The sequence below is a fragment of the Pseudomonas sp. RIT-PI-AD genome, from assembly GCF_025642785.1.
Classification (GTDB): Bacteria; Pseudomonadota; Gammaproteobacteria; order Pseudomonadales; family Pseudomonadaceae; genus Pseudomonas_T.
Genome location: NZ_JANZKU010000026.1, coordinates 15169 through 30840 on the forward strand (window position 1 = coordinate 15169; position 15672 = coordinate 30840).

Here is a 15672-nt window from a genome sequence, read left to right on the forward strand (position 1 = left end):
GTTTCATGGCGCTACGCGGCGATGGCCACCAGGCTGAGCAGGCGGTCGCCGGCCACCCTGAATTGGCCCTGCAACTCGTCCCCGTTGCGCCAGTCGTCGTTCAGGTCGGTGAGCAGGCGCAGCCCCACGCGGCCCTCATGGCCATGGCCGAGCACCTCGGCCGCTTCGAAGTAGAAACGCTTCAGCACCAGCGGATAGAGCGCCTTGAACAGGCTTTCCTTGAGCGAGAACACCAGGGTGACGTACTCGGCGCGGCGCTCCGCCGGCAGCACCGCGAGCCGCTCCAGCTCGGCGGGCACCAGGATTTCCTCGGCCAGCCGCGCGGCGCGCTCGTCCGGCAGCAGTTCCTCTATGTCCAGGCCCAGCCCGCGCCACTGGCGGCGGTCGGCGACCACCGCGGCGGCGATCCCGGCGCCGTGGCTGATCGAGCCGCAGATTCTGCCCGGCCATACCGGGGCGCGGTCTTCGCCGATCGGCGGGACGCGTCGCGCGCCGATCAGCGGCGCCATGGCCTCGCGGGCGCAGAGGCGGCCGGCGAGGTATTCGGCCTGGCGCTTGGCCACCGAGCGCTGGATGCTCGCCGGGGTCGGCACCGCGCAGCGCTGGAAGTCCGCCGCGTCGAGGCGGGCGGGATCGAACCGGCAACTGACCAGGCGGACAGCGTCCAGCGCATGGGGCAGGGGCCAGGTGTAATCGAACGGCGCGCAGCAGGCGGGATGGAAAGCGGTCATCGGGGCATTCTGCCGCATGGGCGGAGAACCGGCCAGTCACGCCCGGGTTACATTCGGTTGCACGGCGGTTACCAAAGCCCAACGGAGGCGGGCGCGGGTTTTTGCCACACTGGCCGCGCGTTTCCCCGGAAACGCAGGTGAGGTTGTAGCAGGACGATGCTATCGAGGCGCGCCCTGCGTTTTCTCCGGATCGAGAGCGGTAGCCCGCGAGGGCTGCCGTTTTTTTTGTCCGCCAGGCAAGGCCGCCCCGCGTGCCGGTCCCGCGCCGCCGCCTGTGGTAGCCTGAAAGCCCTGCGGCCCCTCTGGGTCGAGCTTTCAGGAGCGCGCATGCCCACCGCCACCTCTGCCTCGTACCTGGTGCGCGGCACTTCCGCCTATCGGCGGGCCACCCTGGCGCTGTTCTGCGCCGGCTTCGCCACCTTCGCCCTGTTGTACTGCGTACAACCCTTGTTGCCGCAGTTGGCCGAGCACTTCGGCGTGTCCGCCGCCACCAGCAGCCTGGCCCTGTCGTTGACCACCCTGAGCCTGGCGGCCTGCCTGCTGCTCTCTGGCGCGCTGAGCGAAAGCTGGGGCCGCAAACCGGTGATGGCGGTGGCGCTGGGGATCGCCAGCCTGCTCGGCGTGGCCTGCTCCCTGGTGCAGGGCTGGCACTGGCTGCTGGTCTTGCGGGCGCTGCTCGGGTTGGCCCTGAGCGGTCTGCCGGCGCTGGCCATGGCCTATGTCGGCGAGGAGTTCGATCCGGATTCGCTGCCGGCGGCGATGGGCCTGTACATCGGCGGTACGGCCTTGGGCGGGCTGCTCGGGCGCTTGTTCGCCGGTCTGCTCAGCGACCTCGGCGGCTGGCCGCTGGCGCTGGGCGGGATCGGTGGCTTGGCGCTGCTCGCCCTGGGCCTGTTCGTCTGGCTGCTGCCACCTTCGCGGCATTTCCGCGCCCAGCCCCTGAGCCTTGGCGGCCTGCTGGAAAACTTCCGCCAGCACTTGCTCAACCCTGAACTGCGCGGGCTGTTCTGGCTGGGATTCCTGCTGATGGGCGGGTTCGTCGCGCTGTTCAACTACATCGGCTTCCGCCTGGCGGCGCCGCCGTTCGGCTTGTCGCCCACGGTGATCGGCATGCTCTTCAGCGTCTACCTGATCGGCATCTTCAGCGCCGGCTGGGGCGGGCGCCTGGTGCCGAGGCTGGGCGCGCGGCGGGTGGTGCAGGGCGGGGTGGCGCTGATGCTGGCGGGCGTGGCCCTCTGCGCGCTGCCCTGGCTGGCCGCCTCGGTGGCCGGCCTGGGCTTCTTCACCCTGGGGTTCTTCGCCGCCCATGCGGTCGCCAGCGGTCAGGTCGGCCAGCGCGCGCCGGCGGCCAAGGCGCAGGCGTCGGCGCTGTACCTGTGCGCCTATTACCTGGGCTCCAGCCTGGTGGGCTATGGCGGCGGCTACGTCTGGCAGCACGCCGGCTGGCTGGCGCTGCTCGCGGTGCTGGCGGCGCTGTTCGTCTTCGCCGGCTGGCGCGCCCGGCGCATCTGAGGGCGGCATCTTCGTTCAGGGCAGGTTCAGCAAGGGTTCAGCGGCGGTTCAGGGGAGGGGGCGCAGCATGGGTGCTGTGTTCGACACCCCTTATCCCCGATGGAGGACCCTTCAATGACACTCACCCTGACCCGCTTCGCCCTGGCCGCCGGCCTGTCCCTCGCCGCTGTCTCCAGCCAGGCCGCGGACTTCGCCGGCCTGACCCTCGGCCAGAGCACCAGCAACATGGAACGCTCCGGCGCGCTGGAGCGCAACCTGGACAACCCCAAGTACGACGACGTCCTCAAGCACGCCAGCACCTATGGCCTGCGCGCCGGCCAGGAAAGCGCCGAGGGCCGCTGGTACGCCAGCTACGAGAGCCTCACCGGCGACTATCACCACGACCTGAACCTGCGCCAGCGCAACCTGCTGGGCAGCTACGATGCCTTTCTGCCGATTACCGACAGCACCCGGCTGTTCGGCGGCGCCACCCTCGGGCTGACCAAGCTCAGCCAGAATGCCTCCGGCTACCGCCGCGACAGCGACATCGGCTACGCCGTCGGCCTGCAAGCCGGTATCCTGCAGAAGGTCGCCGACAACTTCTCGGTGGAAGGCGGCTACCGTTACCTGCGCAGCAACGCCAGCGTCGAGGTCAAGGACCACGACGGCGCCAAGGCCGGTTCCCTGGACCTGCACAGCACCGGCCAGGCCTACCTGGGCGCCAACTACTACTTCTGACCCACAGCCTGCCCGCCGCGCGGCGGGCGCAACCCGGCCACGGCCGTCCCGCTTCGCTCCGGGGCGGCCGGCGCGCATCCGGGCGAGGAGCATGCGGATGAAACTCTTGGTGGTGGAAGACGAGGCGCTGTTGCGCCATCACCTCTATACCCGGCTCGGCGAGCAGGGCCACGTGGTGGATGCGGTGCCCGATGCCGAGGAAGCGCTGTACCACGCCCGCGAATACCACCACGACCTGGCGGTGGTGGACCTCGGCCTGCCGGGCATGAGCGGTCTCGACCTGATCCGCCAACTGCGCGGCCAGGGCCGCGACTTCCCGATCCTGATCCTCACCGCCCGCGGCAACTGGCAGGACAAGGTGGAAGGCCTGGCCGCCGGCGCCGACGACTACGTGGTCAAGCCCTTCCAGTTCGAGGAACTGGAGGCGCGCCTGAACGCCCTGCTGCGACGCTCCGCCGGCTTCACCCAGGCGACCATCGAGGCCGGTCCGCTGCGCCTGGACCTGAATCGCAAGCAGGCCCTGGTGGAGGACAGACCCCTGGCGCTGACCGCCTACGAATACCGCATCCTCGAATACCTGATGCGCCATCAGCAGCAGGTGGTCGCCAAGGACCGCCTGATGGAGCAGCTCTACCCGGACGACGGCGAGCGCGACCCGAATGTCATCGAGGTGCTGGTCGGACGCCTGCGGCGCAAGCTGGAGGCGGCGCCCGGTTTCCGGCCGATCGAGACGGTGCGCGGCCAGGGCTACCTGTTCACCGAGCGCTGCCGATGAGGCTGCGCTGGCCGCTGCGCGGCGGCCGCGGCTTTTCCCTGCGCCTGCGCCTGATGCTGGGCGCGGCGGCCCTGGCGGTGCTGTTCATGCTGGCGCTGCTGCCGGCGTTGCTCGGGGTGTTCAGCTCGACCCTGGAAACCGTCATCGAGCAGCGCCTGGCGTCGGACGCCAGCACCCTGATCGGTGCCGCGCGCTTCGAGCGCGGCGCGCTGAAAATGCCCACGCGGCTGCCCGACGAGGAATTCAACCTGCCCGAGGCCAAGCTGCTCGGCTACATCTACGACCGCGACAACCGCCTGGTCTGGCGCTCGCGCTCGGCCGACGACGAGTCGATCACCTACCTGCCGAAGTTCGACGGCAACGGCGCCACCGAATTTCGCCGCACCCGCGATGCCGATGGCGAGGAATACTTCGTCTACGACGTGGAGTTGCGCCTGGAGGACCGGGAGGAAGCCTCCTTCAGCTTCATCGCCATGCAGCCCACCCGCGAATACCAGCACATGCTTGCCGGCTTCCGCGACCAGCTGTACATCTGGCTGGGCGCCGCGCTGCTGTTCCTCCTCGGCCTGCTCTGGCTCGGGTTGACCTGGGGCTTCCGCAGCCTGCGCGGGCTGCGCGAGGAACTGGACCAGATCGAGTCGGGCGTCATCGAACGCTTGAGCCAGAAGCACCCGCGCGAACTGCTGCGCCTGACCGGTTCGCTGAACCGGTTGCTGGATGGCGAACGCCGCCAGCGCCAGCGCTACCGCGATTCCCTCGGCGACCTGGCGCACAGCCTGAAGACGCCGCTGTCGGTCCTGCAAAGCGTCGGCGAGGTGATCGCCACCCAGCCGAATAACCGCGAGCAGGCCCAGGTGTTGCAGAACCAGGTGGAGCGGATGAGCCAGCAGATCGGCTACCAGTTGCAGCGCGCGACCCTGCGCAAGAGCGGCCTGGTGCGCCATCGCACGCCCCTCGCGCCGCTGCTCGACACCCTGTGCGAGGCGCTGGACAAGGTCTATCGCGACAAGCGCGTGGAGGTCGAACGGGCTTTCGACGGTTACCTCCACGTGCCGATGGAGCGCGGGGCGCTGCTCGAACTGCTCGGCAACCTGCTGGAGAACGCCTACCGGCTGTGCCTCGGGCGGATTCGGGTCAGCGCCCGCGGCAGCCTCGAGGGTTGCGAGCTGTGGATCGAGGACGACGGCCCGGGAGTGCCCGCCGACCAGCATGCGCGGGTGTTGCAACGGGGCGAGCGGCTGGACACCCAGCATCCGGGGCAGGGCATCGGCCTGGCGGTGGTGCGCGACATCATCGACAGCTACGAGGGCGAGCTGAGCCTGCAGACCTCTTCCCTCGGCGGCGCGGCCTTCCACATCCGCCTTGGCGCCAACTGAACCGCGCGGCGTGCCGGGTCCGGCTCAGCCTTCGCGGGCGCGGTAGGTCCCGGGAGGCACCCCGGTCCATTTCTTGAACGCGCGATGGAAGGCCGACGCCTCGGAAAAGCCGAGGCGCTCGGCGATCGCCGGAATCGAAGGTTCGCGTTCCAGCAGCTCGATGGCCAGGTCCCGGCGCAACTGATCCTTCAGCCGCTGGAAGCTGCACCCTTCCTCGCGCAGGTGCCGGCGCAGGGTTTGCGGGCTGACGTGCAGGTGCCGCGCAACGCCCTCCAGATCCGGCCAGTGCCGGCAGTCGCGGCCGAGCAGGCGGCGGATGCGCACGGCGAAACCGTCGCCGGCGTCCGGGCGCGCCAGCAGGTCGGCCGGCGCCCTCGCCAGGAAACGCTTGAGGCTGCGCTCGTCCTGCAACAGCGGCATCGCCAGGTAGCGGGCGGGGAAGCGCAGCGCGCACTGGGCGCTGGCGAAGTGGCGAGGGCAGGGGAACAACAGGCGGTACTCGGCGGCATGGGCCGGTTCGGGGTAGGCGAAGTGCGCGCTGTCCAGGCGGATGCGTTCGCCGATCAGCCAGCTGGCGAGGCGATGCCAGAGGGTCAGCAGGCTTTCCAGCAGGAAATGCTCGGGGTCGGTGGCTGGACTATGCTCCACCCTCAGGCACGCGTGATCGCCCTCGCGGACCAGCTCGAGAAGCAGCGCGCGCGGGAACAGCGCCTGGAACTGGATGCCGCGCAGCAGGGCCTTTTCCAGGTTGCGGCAGTGGATCAGGGCGTGACACATCATGGCGAAGGTGCCGGGGCGGCTGGGCGCCGGCGCGAGGCCGAGGGACTCGTCGGCCAGGCGTTGCCAGAGCAGGTGCAGCAGCCGGGCGAAGGCCTCCGGCGCGACACGCGCGCGGGGTTCGGCGAGCAGGCCCGGCGGGATGCCGGCGAGGCGCAGCAGGGACGCTTCGTCCAGGCCTTGGCGGCGGACGCCGTGCAGGGCGGCGCGGACGAAATGAACGGCGATGCTGGGCTCGCGCATGGCGGCTTCCGGAGCGGCTCGGGCGCCGCGATGGTAGGCGCTCGGCGGGCGCGCGACAAGGCGGGGTGGCGGAAATCCGCGCGACGAACGGCGGGTTTCCGCCATCCCGGACGCGCGGGCGGGCCCTGGCGCGAGCGCGAAGGGGCGGATTCGCTGTGCCGGGCGCCGGCGTCGGACTTGGCATAGCGCTTGCGATGTGGAACTCGCGCCGCACAGGCGCCCACAACAAAGTCTCCCGGTCAGGGAGGTGTATCGAGTCCGGCAACGCGCGCCCGAGGATGTTCGGCGCAGGTTGTACCCGCGAGGAAACTGCCATGTCCCGCAAGCCTTTCTACAAAAGCCTGTACGTGCAGGTATTGGTGGCGATCGCCATCGGTATCGCCCTGGGCCACTTCTACCCGCAGACCGCCGTCGCGCTCAAGCCGCTGGGGGACGGGTTCGTCAAACTGATCAAGATGGCCATCGCGCCGATCATCTTCTGCACCGTGGTCACCGGCATCGCCGGCATGCAGAGCATGAAAGCGGTGGGCAAGACCGGCGGCATGGCGCTGCTGTACTTCGAAGTGGTCTCCACCCTCGCGCTGATCATCGGTCTGGTGGTGGTGAACGTGGTGCAGCCGGGCGCCGGCATGCACGTCGATCCCGCCAGCCTCGACACCAAGGGCATCGCCGCCTACGCCGCGGCGGGCGAGAAGCAGAGCACCGTCGACTTCCTGATGAACGTCATCCCCAACACCGTGGTGGGTGCGTTCGCTAACGGCGACATCCTCCAGGTGCTGTTCTTCTCCATTCTCTTCGGCTATGCCCTGCATCGCCTGGGCGACTACGGCAAGCCGGTGTTCGAGTTCATCGAGCGCATCTCCCAGGTGATGTTCAACATCATCGGGGTGATCATGAAGGTCGCGCCCATCGGCGCCCTCGGCGCCATGGCCTTCACCATCGGCCAGTACGGCGTCGGTTCGCTGGTACAGCTCTTCCAGTTGATGCTGTGCTTCTACCTCACCTGCATCCTCTTCGTGCTGGTGGTCCTGGGCAGCATCGCCCGGGCGCATGGCTTCAGCATCCTGCGCTTCGTCCGCTACATCCGCGAGGAGCTGCTGATCGTGCTCGGCACCTCGTCTTCGGAATCGGCGCTGCCCGGCTTGATCGCCAAGATGGAGAAGCTCGGCTGCAACAAGTCGGTGGTCGGCCTGGTGATCCCCACCGGCTACTCCTTCAACCTCGACGGCACCTCGATCTACCTGACCATGGCCGCGGTATTCATCGCCCAGGCCACCGATACGCCGATGGACATCACCCACCAGCTGACCCTGCTGCTGGTGCTGCTGATCGCCTCCAAGGGCGCCGCCGGGGTCACCGGCAGCGGCTTCATCGTGCTCGCCGCGACCCTGTCCGCCGTCGGCCACCTGCCGGTCGCCGGCCTGGCCTTGATCCTCGGCATCGACCGCTTCATGTCCGAGGCACGGGCGCTGACCAACCTGGTGGGCAACGGCGTGGCGACCCTGGTGGTGGCGCGCTGGTGCAAGCAGGTGGACGAGGCGACCTTGCAACGGGAACTGGCCTCCGGCGGTAACCCGGACGACGTTATACCGACCCGTAGCGAAATGGCCTGAGGCCTTTCCCGCGACGCAAAACCCGCCTGCCGGCGGGTTTTGTCGTTTCAGGGGGCCAGGGCTGCCTGGGGCGTTTTTGGCCTCGGCGTCAGGAGAACCGACGGCTTATCGGCGAAGGCGTAGCCGCACGCCGAAGTCGAACCGGCGGCGAAGGGGTCGCCCGCTGCCATCCGCCCAGACCGATTTTCCACAAGCCCCTGCGGTGTTCGACAGCCGCGCAGCCGAGTGCTGCGCGGCGCCGCCGCCACGGCAAGAGTCCCCGCGCCACAGGCCGCCGATCGGCGGAGCCGTGGCCGGCGGGAGGTGAGGCGTGTCGAGGGCGATGCCCGGCAGGCGACTGCGGTCGTAGCCGGATCAGCCGAGCCAGTGGCGGGCAATCTCCGCCCGGTCCTCCGAGGGGCCGCCGCGCCTGGGCGAATGGGTCAGCCGCGCCGAGCGCTTGGGTCATTGAGCGGGACGGGGGCTGGACCTAACCTGGGGTGCGGTCGCCGGGGCAGGGTCCCGGCGCCGCGCTCGCCCGCCGCGCCGCAGCAGGTACCACGCCCCAGGAGATCGCGATGAAAGGCCCGTTGTCCTCGTTGAAAGTGCTGGATTTCTCCACCCTGTTGCCGGGACCGTTCGCCTCCCTGCTGCTGGCCGACCTGGGCGCCGAGGTGCTGCGGGTCGAGGCCCCCGAACGCGCCGACCTGATCCGCCTGCTGCCGCCCCACGCCGATGGCGTCTCGGCCAGCCACGCCTACCTGAATCGCAACAAGCGCGGTATCGCCCTGGACTTGAAGCAACCCGAGGCGCTGGACGTGGTGCGGCAACTGATCCAGGAATACGACATCCTGCTGGAGCAATTCCGTCCGGGGGTGATGGAGCGGCTCGGCCTCGGCTACGCGGCGTTGAAGGCGCTCAACCCGCGGCTGATCTATGTCTCCATCACCGGCTACGGGCAGACCGGCCCGTACCGCGAGCGCGCCGGGCACGACATCGACTACCTGGCGCTGTCCGGCCTGGCCAGTTACAGCGGGCGCGCCGAAAGCGGGCCCTTGCCCCTGGGCATGCAGGTGGCCGACGTCGCCGGAGGCTCGCTGCACGGCGCGCTGGGCCTGCTGGCCGCGGTGATCCAGCGCCAGCACAGCGGCGAAGGCCAGCATGTCGACGTGAGCATGACCGACTGTACCTTCAGCCTGAACGCCATGGCCGGTGCCGGCTATCTGGCGGCGGGGGTCGAGCCGGAGCGGGAGGCCCTGGCGTTGAACGGCGGCAGCTTCTACGACTATTACCGCGCCCGCGACGGCCGCTGGTTCGCCGTCGGCAGCCTGGAGCCGCCGTTCATGAAAGCCCTGTGCACCGCCTTGGAGCGTCCCGAGCTGGCGGCCCTGGGATTGTCGCCGGACCCCGAGGTCCAGCGCGCCCTGAAGCGCGAGATCGCCCAGGCCTTCGCGACGCGGGACGCGGCCGAGTGGGGCGAGCGCTTCGCGGCGCTGGATGCCTGCGTCGAGCCGGTGCTGAGTTTCGCCGAGGCGCTGGAGCATCCCCACCTGCAAGCTCGCGGGCTGGTGGTGGAGGTGCCTCGCGAGGGCGCGCCGCCCCAGCGGCAGATGGCCTGTCCGCTGAAATTTTCCGCCGGACTGCCCACCCCGCGGCACATCGGCGCGGCGATCGGGGCGCATACCGAGGAGGTGCTGCGGGAACTGGGCTATGGGGATGCGCGGATCGCCGAGCTCAAGGCGCGCAAGGTCGTCGCCTGAAGGCTTGGGGTCATTCCACCCGCTGCTCGCCGGTGAAGGTCAGGGTGGCCTTGCAGCGGCGGCAGAAGTAGCGGCGCCCGCGGGCCACCAGGGCGTGGCGCTGGGCGGAGAAGGGGAAGTCGTTGTCCACGCAGGCGCAGCGATAGACGAAGCGGGTGGCCTTGCGCCGTTCCACCGCATAGGTGTGGCAGCGATCCGGCGGCAATTCGTAGACCCCGCGCATGATCAACTGCCATTCCTCGCCATGGGGCTGGATGCGGCCGCCGAACAACTGATGGGCGATGAGGTGGGCGACTTCGTGGGGCACCGTCTGGCGCAGGAAGTTGTCGAGGTTTTCCTGGTAAAGCCGCGGATTGAAACGCAGCTTGTTTTCCGTCAGGTGGGCGACGCCGGCCTTCTGCCCGCGCAGCTTGAAGCTGACCTCGGGGCGGGTGAAGCGGCGTTTGAAAAAGGCTTCGGCCTGCTGGTAGCAGGCCTCCACCTTCATGTGTAGGCGTTCGGGCATAGGCACTCCTGGGGAGCGATTATGCCGGAGGAGGCCGGACGCCTTACAGGGCTTCCGGGACTTTCTGCGGACGTTCGTCGACCGTCGGGTAGCTCTGGTCCTGGGTGGTGCGCTCATATTCCGGCGACATCGACAGCTGCCAGAAGTGGATGGTCCCGACCATCATGTTCACCAGCACCAGCAGGCCCACGGCCAGCACCGAGGTGGAGAACAGCGCGCCTTTCTGATGGGGAATGCGCATGAAGCGTGGCAGGCCCACGTAGAGCAGGAATGCGGAGTACACCGAGGCTGCCCCGAGGATCGCGATCGCCAGCCAGCGGCTCGGGTAGAGCGCCGCGAGGCCGGCGATGTAGAACGGTGTCGAGACGTAGGCGATGAAGCCGATGCACTCGTTGAGGCTCGGCCGCGCATCGAAGGTACGGGTCATCCAGCGCACGAAGGCGCCCATGATCAGCACGCCGATGAGGATGGCGAAGTAGAGCAAGACGCAAAGCTGCAGGGCACTGGTGTTTTGCAGGTGGACATCTTCGTTCTTCACCAGGCTCCACCCGGTGTAGGTGGTGCCCACGTAAAGACTGACGGCGGGGATCAGCGCGAGCAGGAGCAGGTGGCCGAGGTAATGAAGGCCATTGCTCTTCTCGTCCTGGCGTATATCGTCCCATGCACGCTCTGGACGGGTGAACAGTGAAACGAAATGGGGAGTCATACGAGGCCTCCTTAGCAGCCTGTGATACATCCTGGCGGCCGATGAAGGCGGCTGCCTTAATTCCTTAGACGGCGTGAGGAGAAAGGGTTTCAATCCTTTGCGCGGCGAAAACCGCCGTCGTAGAAACGCCGAGGCCGCCTCGTGGGCGGCCTCGGCTCGAGCGGGTTGCAGCCTTCAGCGGATGTATACCGGGCCGACCCCCAGCCCCCAGACGATCACCGAGAGCGCGATCATCGCCACCAGCACCACCAGGCCCACCGCCAGCACCGAGCTGGAAAACAGGAAGCCTTCGTCCGACGGGATGTTCATGAAGGTGGGCAGGCCCACGTACAGCAGATAGACCGTGTAGCAGATGGCCGCCGTGCCGATGAACATCGCCAGCCACAGGTGCGGGTAGATCGCGGCGATCCCGCCGATGAACAGCGGGGTCGCGCAATAGGCCGCGAACACCACGCACTCGGTGAAGGTGGGGTTGGCATCGTAGGTGCGCGCCATCCAGTGCATGAAGGCGCCCATCAGGGCCACGCCGCCGAGCATCGCCAGGTAGGCCAGCACGGTCATTTGCAAGGCGCTGTCCTGCGTCAGCAGCACCGGTTCGCGGCTGCCGATGGCCCAGCCGACCTGGGTGGTGCCGATATAGGCGGATACGACGGGAATCGCGGCCAGGATCAGAACATGGGTGAGATACATGTGGCCGATGCTTTCTTCCTCGCCGCGAATTTCCTGCCATTCGCGGTCCGGATGGGTGAAGAGCCCCAAGACGTGATGGATCATGCTGAACACCTCCTCATTATTATGAGGCCGCCCCCCAGCGAACGTCGGGAGCGCATGACCAGCGCCTCCCGCAGCCCGGCCGACACATGCGACCTTAAGCCGCAGTATAGGTCGCTGGAGACCGCGCGGGCCGGGCCTTTAGAGCAAATGGACCTCAACCCGTCAGCGGTAATAGCGTTGCAGAATTTCCATGGCGAGATTGATCGATTGCAGTCGGGCGGTGCTGCCGCCGCGATCCGGGTGATGCAGGCTGACCAACTGACGGTAGCGCTGCTTGATCAGCGTCAGGTCCAGGCGGCGACTCCGTTCGTCCAGCTCGAACAGGGCCAGGGCCGCCTGCTTCTCGTCGCCCCCCTGCATGCGCGACCAGAAGCTTTCCATCAGCTTCTCCACGTCGCGTTCGGAGGTCTCGCGCAGGTGGCGCAGGTCGAGGTAATAGTCGCGCAGCGGATCCCGTTCGCTCAGGTTGGCCGTGCCCGGCTGGAACGGCAGCAGGCGCACGCATAGCGGGCTGATGGAGAGGTGCGCGCGGCCTTCGCCCCAGAGCCGGTCGCGCAGGCGATACAGGGCGTTGAACAGGAGGAAGTGGGTGCGGAACAGCACCAGCTTGTCGTCCAGGCCGCAGTGCGGGATGTGGGTCGAGTGGCGCGCCTTGAGCCGTTGGATGAGCGCGTATTCGCTCAGCCCTTCCGGCGTGGCGTCGAGCAGTTCCAGCGCCTGATCGGCGAGGTCCAGCGATGGGTCGAGGTCGGGCAGGCGCGGATCGTTCATCGGCCGAGCCTAACATGCCCGCGGCGGGGCTGGGGCGGAGGGCGCTTTGTGCGTAAAATAGCCGGTTTTTCGTACCCTTTCGGATTCCAGCGCACCATGGGCACCCTCTCGGTCAACCAGAACAAACTGCAGAAACGCCTGCGCCGCCAGGCCGGCGAGGCCATCGCCGACTTCAACATGATCGAGGACGGCGACAAGGTGATGGTCTGCCTGTCGGGCGGCAAGGACAGCTACAGCATGCTCGACATCCTGCTCTACCTGCAGAAGGTGGCGCCGATCCGCTTCGACATCGTCGCGGTGAACATGGACCAGAAGCAGCCGGGCTTCCCCGAGCACGTGTTGCCCGCCTACCTGGAGTCGATCGGCGTCGAGTACCACATCGTCGAGAAGGACACCTACTCGGTGGTGAAGGAAAAGATTCCCGAGGGCAAGACCACCTGCTCGCTCTGCTCGCGCCTGCGCCGCGGCACCCTGTACACCTTCGCCGACGAGATCGGCGCGACCAAGATGGCCCTGGGGCACCACCGCGACGACATCCTCGAAACCTTCTTCCTCAACCTGTTCTTCGGCGGCACCCTCAAGGCGATGCCGCCCAAGCTGCGCGCGGACGACGGGCGCAACGTGGTCATCCGCCCGCTGGCCTATTGCAGCGAGAAGGACATCGAGGCTTATTCGGTGCTCAAGGGGTTCCCGATCATCCCCTGCAACCTCTGTGGCTCCCAGGAGAACCTGCAACGCCAGGTGGTCAAGGACATGCTGCTGGAATGGGAGCGCAAGTCGCCCGGGCGCACCGAGATCATGTTCCGCGCCCTGCAGAACGTGGTCCCCTCGCAACTCGCCGACCGCAACCTGTTCGACTTCGTCAACCTGCGCATCGACGAAAGCGCCACTCCGCGCTTCCTGGATGTGATGAATCTCTGAGCACCCGCCGGCGTCCTGGACAGGGCGCCTTGGTCCGGCCAGTGCGCCTGGCGGAATACCGGCGCCCGGCGGCGCTTCGCCGAATGGCGCCCGCTACGCCGCGTGACGCGCTTCCGCAGGGGCGCCTGGCCTTGGCTCGACGGCTCCTCGCCCGGCGCGCTGCGTTCGCCTTCGAGATTTTCGAGGGAGCCTTGCCCGGCATCGGCGGTCTGAAAGGCGACGCTTTTTCGCAGAACCGCCCCGGATCGCGCCGTTGTCAGCGGCAGCCCCGGGCGTCACCGACAGGAACAGGCATGCGTGACTACTCGTGGTTGAATGAATTCTGTCTGAACCGTTTCGGTTCCCAGGCGGCCCTGGAGGCGCGGCTGCCGCGGCCCAAGTCCGATGCCGAGCTGCGTGCGCTGGACGACGACCGTTACCTGTCCCTGCTCGCGCTGCGGGTCTTTCGCGCCGGCCTCAAGCACAGCCTGGTGGACGCCAAGTGGCCGGCCTTCGAGGAAGTGTTCTTCGGCTTCGACCCGGAGAAGGTGGTGTTGATGGGCGCCGAGCACATCGAGCGGCTGATGCAGGATGCCCGCTTGATCCGTTACCTCGGCAAGCTGAAGAGCGTGCCGCGCAATGCCCAGATGATCCTGGACGTGGTCAAGACCAGCGGCCGCTTCGGCCATTTCATCGCCGACTGGCCGTCCACGGACATCGTCGGCCTGTGGAAATACCTGGCCCGGCATGGTAACCAGCTGGGCGGGCTGTCGGCGCCGCGCTTTCTGCGCATGGCCGGCAAGGACACCTTCCTGCCCACCGAGGACGTGGTGGCCGCGCTCAAGGCCCAGGAAGTGATCGACAAGGCGCCCACCAGCCTGAAGGACCTCGCCGCCGTGCAGACGGCGTTCAACCGCTGGCACGCGGAGAGCGGCCGCCCGTTCTGCCAGCTGTCGGTGATGCTGGCGCATACGGTCAACCACTGAAACCGTCCGGGCCTGGGCCCGGCAGCCTGGCCGAGGAGGCGGGCGATCATGGAAGACGAGCAGTTGCATGCCCTAATGCGCGCGGTGCTGCGCGCCGATCGTATCCTGATCGTCACCGGCGCCGGGCTTTCCGCGGACTCCGGGCTGCCGACCTACCGTGGCCTGGGTGGTCTCTACAATGGCTTGACCGCCGAGGGTCTGCCGATCGAGACGGCGCTCTCCGGCCCCATGCTGCGGCGTGATCCTGCCTTGTGCTGGAAATACCTCGCCGAACTGGGGCGCGCCTGCCTCGGCGCCGAGCCCAACGCCGCGCATCGCGCCATCGCCGAGTTGCAGCGGCGCAAACCCGGTTGCTGGGTGCTGACCCAGAACATCGACGGCTTCCACCGCCGCGCCGGTTCGCCGCCGGAGCGACTGATCGAAATCCACGGGACGCTCGAACCGCTGTTCTGCCAGTCGTGCGGACAAGTCGACGCCGGTCTCGACGTGCATGTGCAGCGGCCGTTGCCGCCCCGGTGCGCGCAGTGCGGCGGGGTGCTGCGGCCGCCCGTGGTGCTGTTCGAAGAGATGTTGCCGGAAACCGCGCTGGAAACCCTGTATGGTGAGCTGCGCGAAGGGTTCGAGCTGGGCATCAGCATCGGCACCACCGCGAGTTTTCCTTATATCGCCGAGCCCTTGCTGCTCATCCAGCGCGCCGGCGGCCTCATCGCCGAGATCAATCCGGGCACCACCGCGCTGAGCGAGCGGGTCGATATAAAGATGAAAGGACGCGCCTTAGACATCATGTCGCAGCTTTTAGGTCACTCTTTATCGGAATAAATTTGCATAACCGGCCTTCACAAGGCAGAGTGGCGCATCTTAAAAAGCAGACGAAGGCCGTGCCCATGCTTAAGTGCTTCGCACCCCTGGTCCCTCTTTCGATGGTGTTTTTACTGGCCGCCTGTGCCGGACCCTCGATACAGCAGCAGTCCCAGACCCCTTTCACGCCCCGTGTGGCCAAGGTCAGTCAGCCGGTGTTCCCGGAGATGCCCGAGCCGAGCGTGGAGAAGTTCGACGAACTGCCGAACGATGAATCCTACGAATTGCCTTCCCTGGCCGACAGCATCCTCGATCGCGGTTTCCAATTGATCGGAACCCCGTATCGCTTCGGCGGCCGCTCCCTGAAGACCGGTTTCGATTGCAGTGGCTTCGTCAGCTACCTGTTCAACGAAAAAGCTGGCATCCAGCTGCCGCGCTCCACCCGCGAGATGATCAACCTCGACGCGCCGTTGATTTCGCGCAACGACCTGGAGCCGGGCGACATCGTCTTCTTCAACGACCGCGGTCGCGGCCGTGTCAGCCATACCGGCATCTACATCGGCGACGACCAATTCATCCATTCCTCCAGCCGCCGCAGCGGCGGGGTTCGGGTGGACAGCCTGGACGACGGCTACTGGCGTTCCAGCTTCATCGAAGCCAAGCGTGTCCTGGCCCAGGCGGCTCCCGCAGCCGCCACTATCGCCAGCCGCGGCCCCCTGCATCGCTGAACCCGAACGCTGGCGCGGGGC

The 15672-nt window shown here is 67.6% G+C and carries 16 protein-coding genes; 10 read left to right on the forward strand and 6 right to left on the reverse strand.

What is annotated here, in order from left to right:
• Positions 1-11: 11 nt before the first annotated feature.
• On the reverse strand, positions 12-731 hold the full coding sequence (locus tag OGL92_RS18585; protein WP_263146433.1) for a 4'-phosphopantetheinyl transferase superfamily protein: 720 nt from the start codon (positions 729-731) through the stop codon (positions 12-14).
• 327 nt (positions 732-1058) lie between these two features.
• Here OGL92_RS18585 and OGL92_RS18590 point away from each other — a divergent pair, with 327 nt between their 5' ends.
• From OGL92_RS18590 to OGL92_RS18605, 4 genes are all read left to right on the forward strand, one after another.
• Entirely contained in the window at positions 1059-2243 is a 1185-nt protein-coding gene (locus OGL92_RS18590) for an MFS transporter (protein ID WP_346659503.1), read from the forward strand.
• A gap of 114 nt (positions 2244-2357) precedes the next feature.
• Positions 2358-2960, forward strand: coding sequence for a hypothetical protein (locus OGL92_RS18595; RefSeq protein ID WP_263146438.1), 603 nt, complete (start codon positions 2358-2360; stop codon positions 2958-2960).
• A gap of 97 nt (positions 2961-3057) precedes the next feature.
• Complete coding sequence (locus OGL92_RS18600) at positions 3058-3735, forward strand: response regulator (protein WP_263146440.1); 678 nt, start codon at positions 3058-3060, stop codon at positions 3733-3735.
• Positions 3732-5111, forward strand: coding sequence for an ATP-binding protein (locus OGL92_RS18605; RefSeq protein ID WP_263146442.1), 1380 nt, complete (start codon positions 3732-3734; stop codon positions 5109-5111). The genes OGL92_RS18600 and OGL92_RS18605 overlap by 4 nt, the downstream gene beginning before the upstream one ends.
• 24 nt (positions 5112-5135) lie before the next feature.
• On the opposite strand, the gene OGL92_RS18610 is transcribed toward OGL92_RS18605, so the two are convergent.
• Complete coding sequence (locus OGL92_RS18610; RefSeq protein ID WP_263146444.1) at positions 5136-6131, reverse strand: AraC family transcriptional regulator; 996 nt, start codon at positions 6129-6131, stop codon at positions 5136-5138.
• Between the two features lie 314 nt (positions 6132-6445).
• On the opposite strand from OGL92_RS18610, the gene OGL92_RS18615 reads away from it, so the two are divergent.
• Positions 6446-7744 (forward strand): dicarboxylate/amino acid:cation symporter, encoded by a 1299-nt coding sequence (locus OGL92_RS18615; RefSeq protein ID WP_263146447.1) that lies wholly within the window; start codon positions 6446-6448, stop codon positions 7742-7744.
• A gap of 557 nt (positions 7745-8301) precedes the next feature.
• On the forward strand, positions 8302-9483 hold the full coding sequence (locus OGL92_RS18620; RefSeq protein WP_263146450.1) for a CaiB/BaiF CoA-transferase family protein: 1182 nt from the start codon (positions 8302-8304) through the stop codon (positions 9481-9483).
• 10 nt (positions 9484-9493) lie between these two features.
• Here the strand turns inward: OGL92_RS18620 and OGL92_RS18625 are convergent, their stop codons facing one another.
• The 4 genes from OGL92_RS18625 to OGL92_RS18640 all read right to left on the reverse strand — a co-directional run bounded on the left by OGL92_RS18625 (position 9494) and on the right by OGL92_RS18640 (position 12239).
• Entirely contained in the window at positions 9494-9988 is a 495-nt protein-coding gene (locus OGL92_RS18625) for a SprT family zinc-dependent metalloprotease (RefSeq protein ID WP_263146452.1), read from the reverse strand.
• A 43-nt stretch (positions 9989-10031) separates the two neighbouring features.
• Positions 10032-10694 (reverse strand): Yip1 family protein, encoded by a 663-nt coding sequence (locus OGL92_RS18630; protein ID WP_263146455.1) that lies wholly within the window; start codon positions 10692-10694, stop codon positions 10032-10034.
• A 174-nt stretch (positions 10695-10868) separates the two neighbouring features.
• Entirely contained in the window at positions 10869-11468 is a 600-nt protein-coding gene (locus OGL92_RS18635; protein ID WP_263146456.1) for a Yip1 family protein, read from the reverse strand.
• A 162-nt stretch (positions 11469-11630) separates the two neighbouring features.
• Positions 11631-12239: a DNA-J related domain-containing protein gene (locus OGL92_RS18640; protein ID WP_263146458.1), complete on the reverse strand. Its 609-nt coding sequence runs from the start codon at positions 12237-12239 to the stop codon at positions 11631-11633.
• Between the two features lie 96 nt (positions 12240-12335).
• On the opposite strand from OGL92_RS18640, the gene ttcA reads away from it, so the two are divergent.
• The 4 genes from ttcA (at position 12336) to OGL92_RS18660 (ending at position 15651) form a co-directional block, all read left to right on the forward strand.
• Positions 12336-13160: a tRNA 2-thiocytidine(32) synthetase TtcA gene (gene ttcA, locus OGL92_RS18645; protein WP_263146461.1), complete on the forward strand. Its 825-nt coding sequence runs from the start codon at positions 12336-12338 to the stop codon at positions 13158-13160.
• Between the two features lie 293 nt (positions 13161-13453).
• A complete protein-coding gene (locus tag OGL92_RS18650; protein WP_263146464.1) occupies positions 13454-14125 on the forward strand; it encodes a DNA-3-methyladenine glycosylase I in 672 nt (223 codons plus the stop codon).
• A gap of 48 nt (positions 14126-14173) precedes the next feature.
• The gene (locus OGL92_RS18655; protein WP_263146467.1) at positions 14174-14944 is read left to right on the forward strand and encodes an NAD-dependent protein deacylase; all 771 of its coding nucleotides are present in this window, start codon (positions 14174-14176) and stop codon (positions 14942-14944) included.
• A gap of 65 nt (positions 14945-15009) precedes the next feature.
• Entirely contained in the window at positions 15010-15651 is a 642-nt protein-coding gene (locus OGL92_RS18660; protein ID WP_263146469.1) for a C40 family peptidase, read from the forward strand.
• Positions 15652-15672 lie beyond the last annotated feature (21 nt).

What these genes read in the sequence shown, in the direction of transcription:
- OGL92_RS18600 (WP_263146440.1), top strand. Translation starts at nt 3,058, where the DNA reads ATGAAACTCTTGGTGGTGGAAGACGAGGCGCTGTTGCGCCATCACCTC.
- OGL92_RS18625 (WP_263146452.1), bottom strand. Translation starts at nt 9,988, where the DNA reads ATGCCCGAACGCCTACACATGAAGGTGGAGGCCTGCTACCAGCAGGCC.
- OGL92_RS18615 (WP_263146447.1), top strand. Translation starts at nt 6,446, where the DNA reads ATGTCCCGCAAGCCTTTCTACAAAAGCCTGTACGTGCAGGTATTGGTG.
- OGL92_RS18650 (WP_263146464.1), top strand. Translation starts at nt 13,454, where the DNA reads ATGCGTGACTACTCGTGGTTGAATGAATTCTGTCTGAACCGTTTCGGT.
- OGL92_RS18605 (WP_263146442.1), top strand. Translation starts at nt 3,732, where the DNA reads ATGAGGCTGCGCTGGCCGCTGCGCGGCGGCCGCGGCTTTTCCCTGCGC.
- OGL92_RS18630 (WP_263146455.1), bottom strand. Translation starts at nt 10,694, where the DNA reads ATGACTCCCCATTTCGTTTCACTGTTCACCCGTCCAGAGCGTGCATGG.
- OGL92_RS18610 (WP_263146444.1), bottom strand. Translation starts at nt 6,131, where the DNA reads ATGCGCGAGCCCAGCATCGCCGTTCATTTCGTCCGCGCCGCCCTGCAC.
- OGL92_RS18655 (WP_263146467.1), top strand. Translation starts at nt 14,174, where the DNA reads ATGGAAGACGAGCAGTTGCATGCCCTAATGCGCGCGGTGCTGCGCGCC.
- OGL92_RS18660 (WP_263146469.1), top strand. Translation starts at nt 15,010, where the DNA reads ATGCTTAAGTGCTTCGCACCCCTGGTCCCTCTTTCGATGGTGTTTTTA.
- OGL92_RS18595 (WP_263146438.1), top strand. Translation starts at nt 2,358, where the DNA reads ATGACACTCACCCTGACCCGCTTCGCCCTGGCCGCCGGCCTGTCCCTC.
- OGL92_RS18620 (WP_263146450.1), top strand. Translation starts at nt 8,302, where the DNA reads ATGAAAGGCCCGTTGTCCTCGTTGAAAGTGCTGGATTTCTCCACCCTG.
- OGL92_RS18640 (WP_263146458.1), bottom strand. Translation starts at nt 12,239, where the DNA reads ATGAACGATCCGCGCCTGCCCGACCTCGACCCATCGCTGGACCTCGCC.
- OGL92_RS18635 (WP_263146456.1), bottom strand. Translation starts at nt 11,468, where the DNA reads ATGATCCATCACGTCTTGGGGCTCTTCACCCATCCGGACCGCGAATGG.
- OGL92_RS18585 (WP_263146433.1), bottom strand. Translation starts at nt 731, where the DNA reads ATGACCGCTTTCCATCCCGCCTGCTGCGCGCCGTTCGATTACACCTGG.
- ttcA (WP_263146461.1), top strand. Translation starts at nt 12,336, where the DNA reads ATGGGCACCCTCTCGGTCAACCAGAACAAACTGCAGAAACGCCTGCGC.
- OGL92_RS18590 (WP_346659503.1), top strand. Translation starts at nt 1,059, where the DNA reads ATGCCCACCGCCACCTCTGCCTCGTACCTGGTGCGCGGCACTTCCGCC.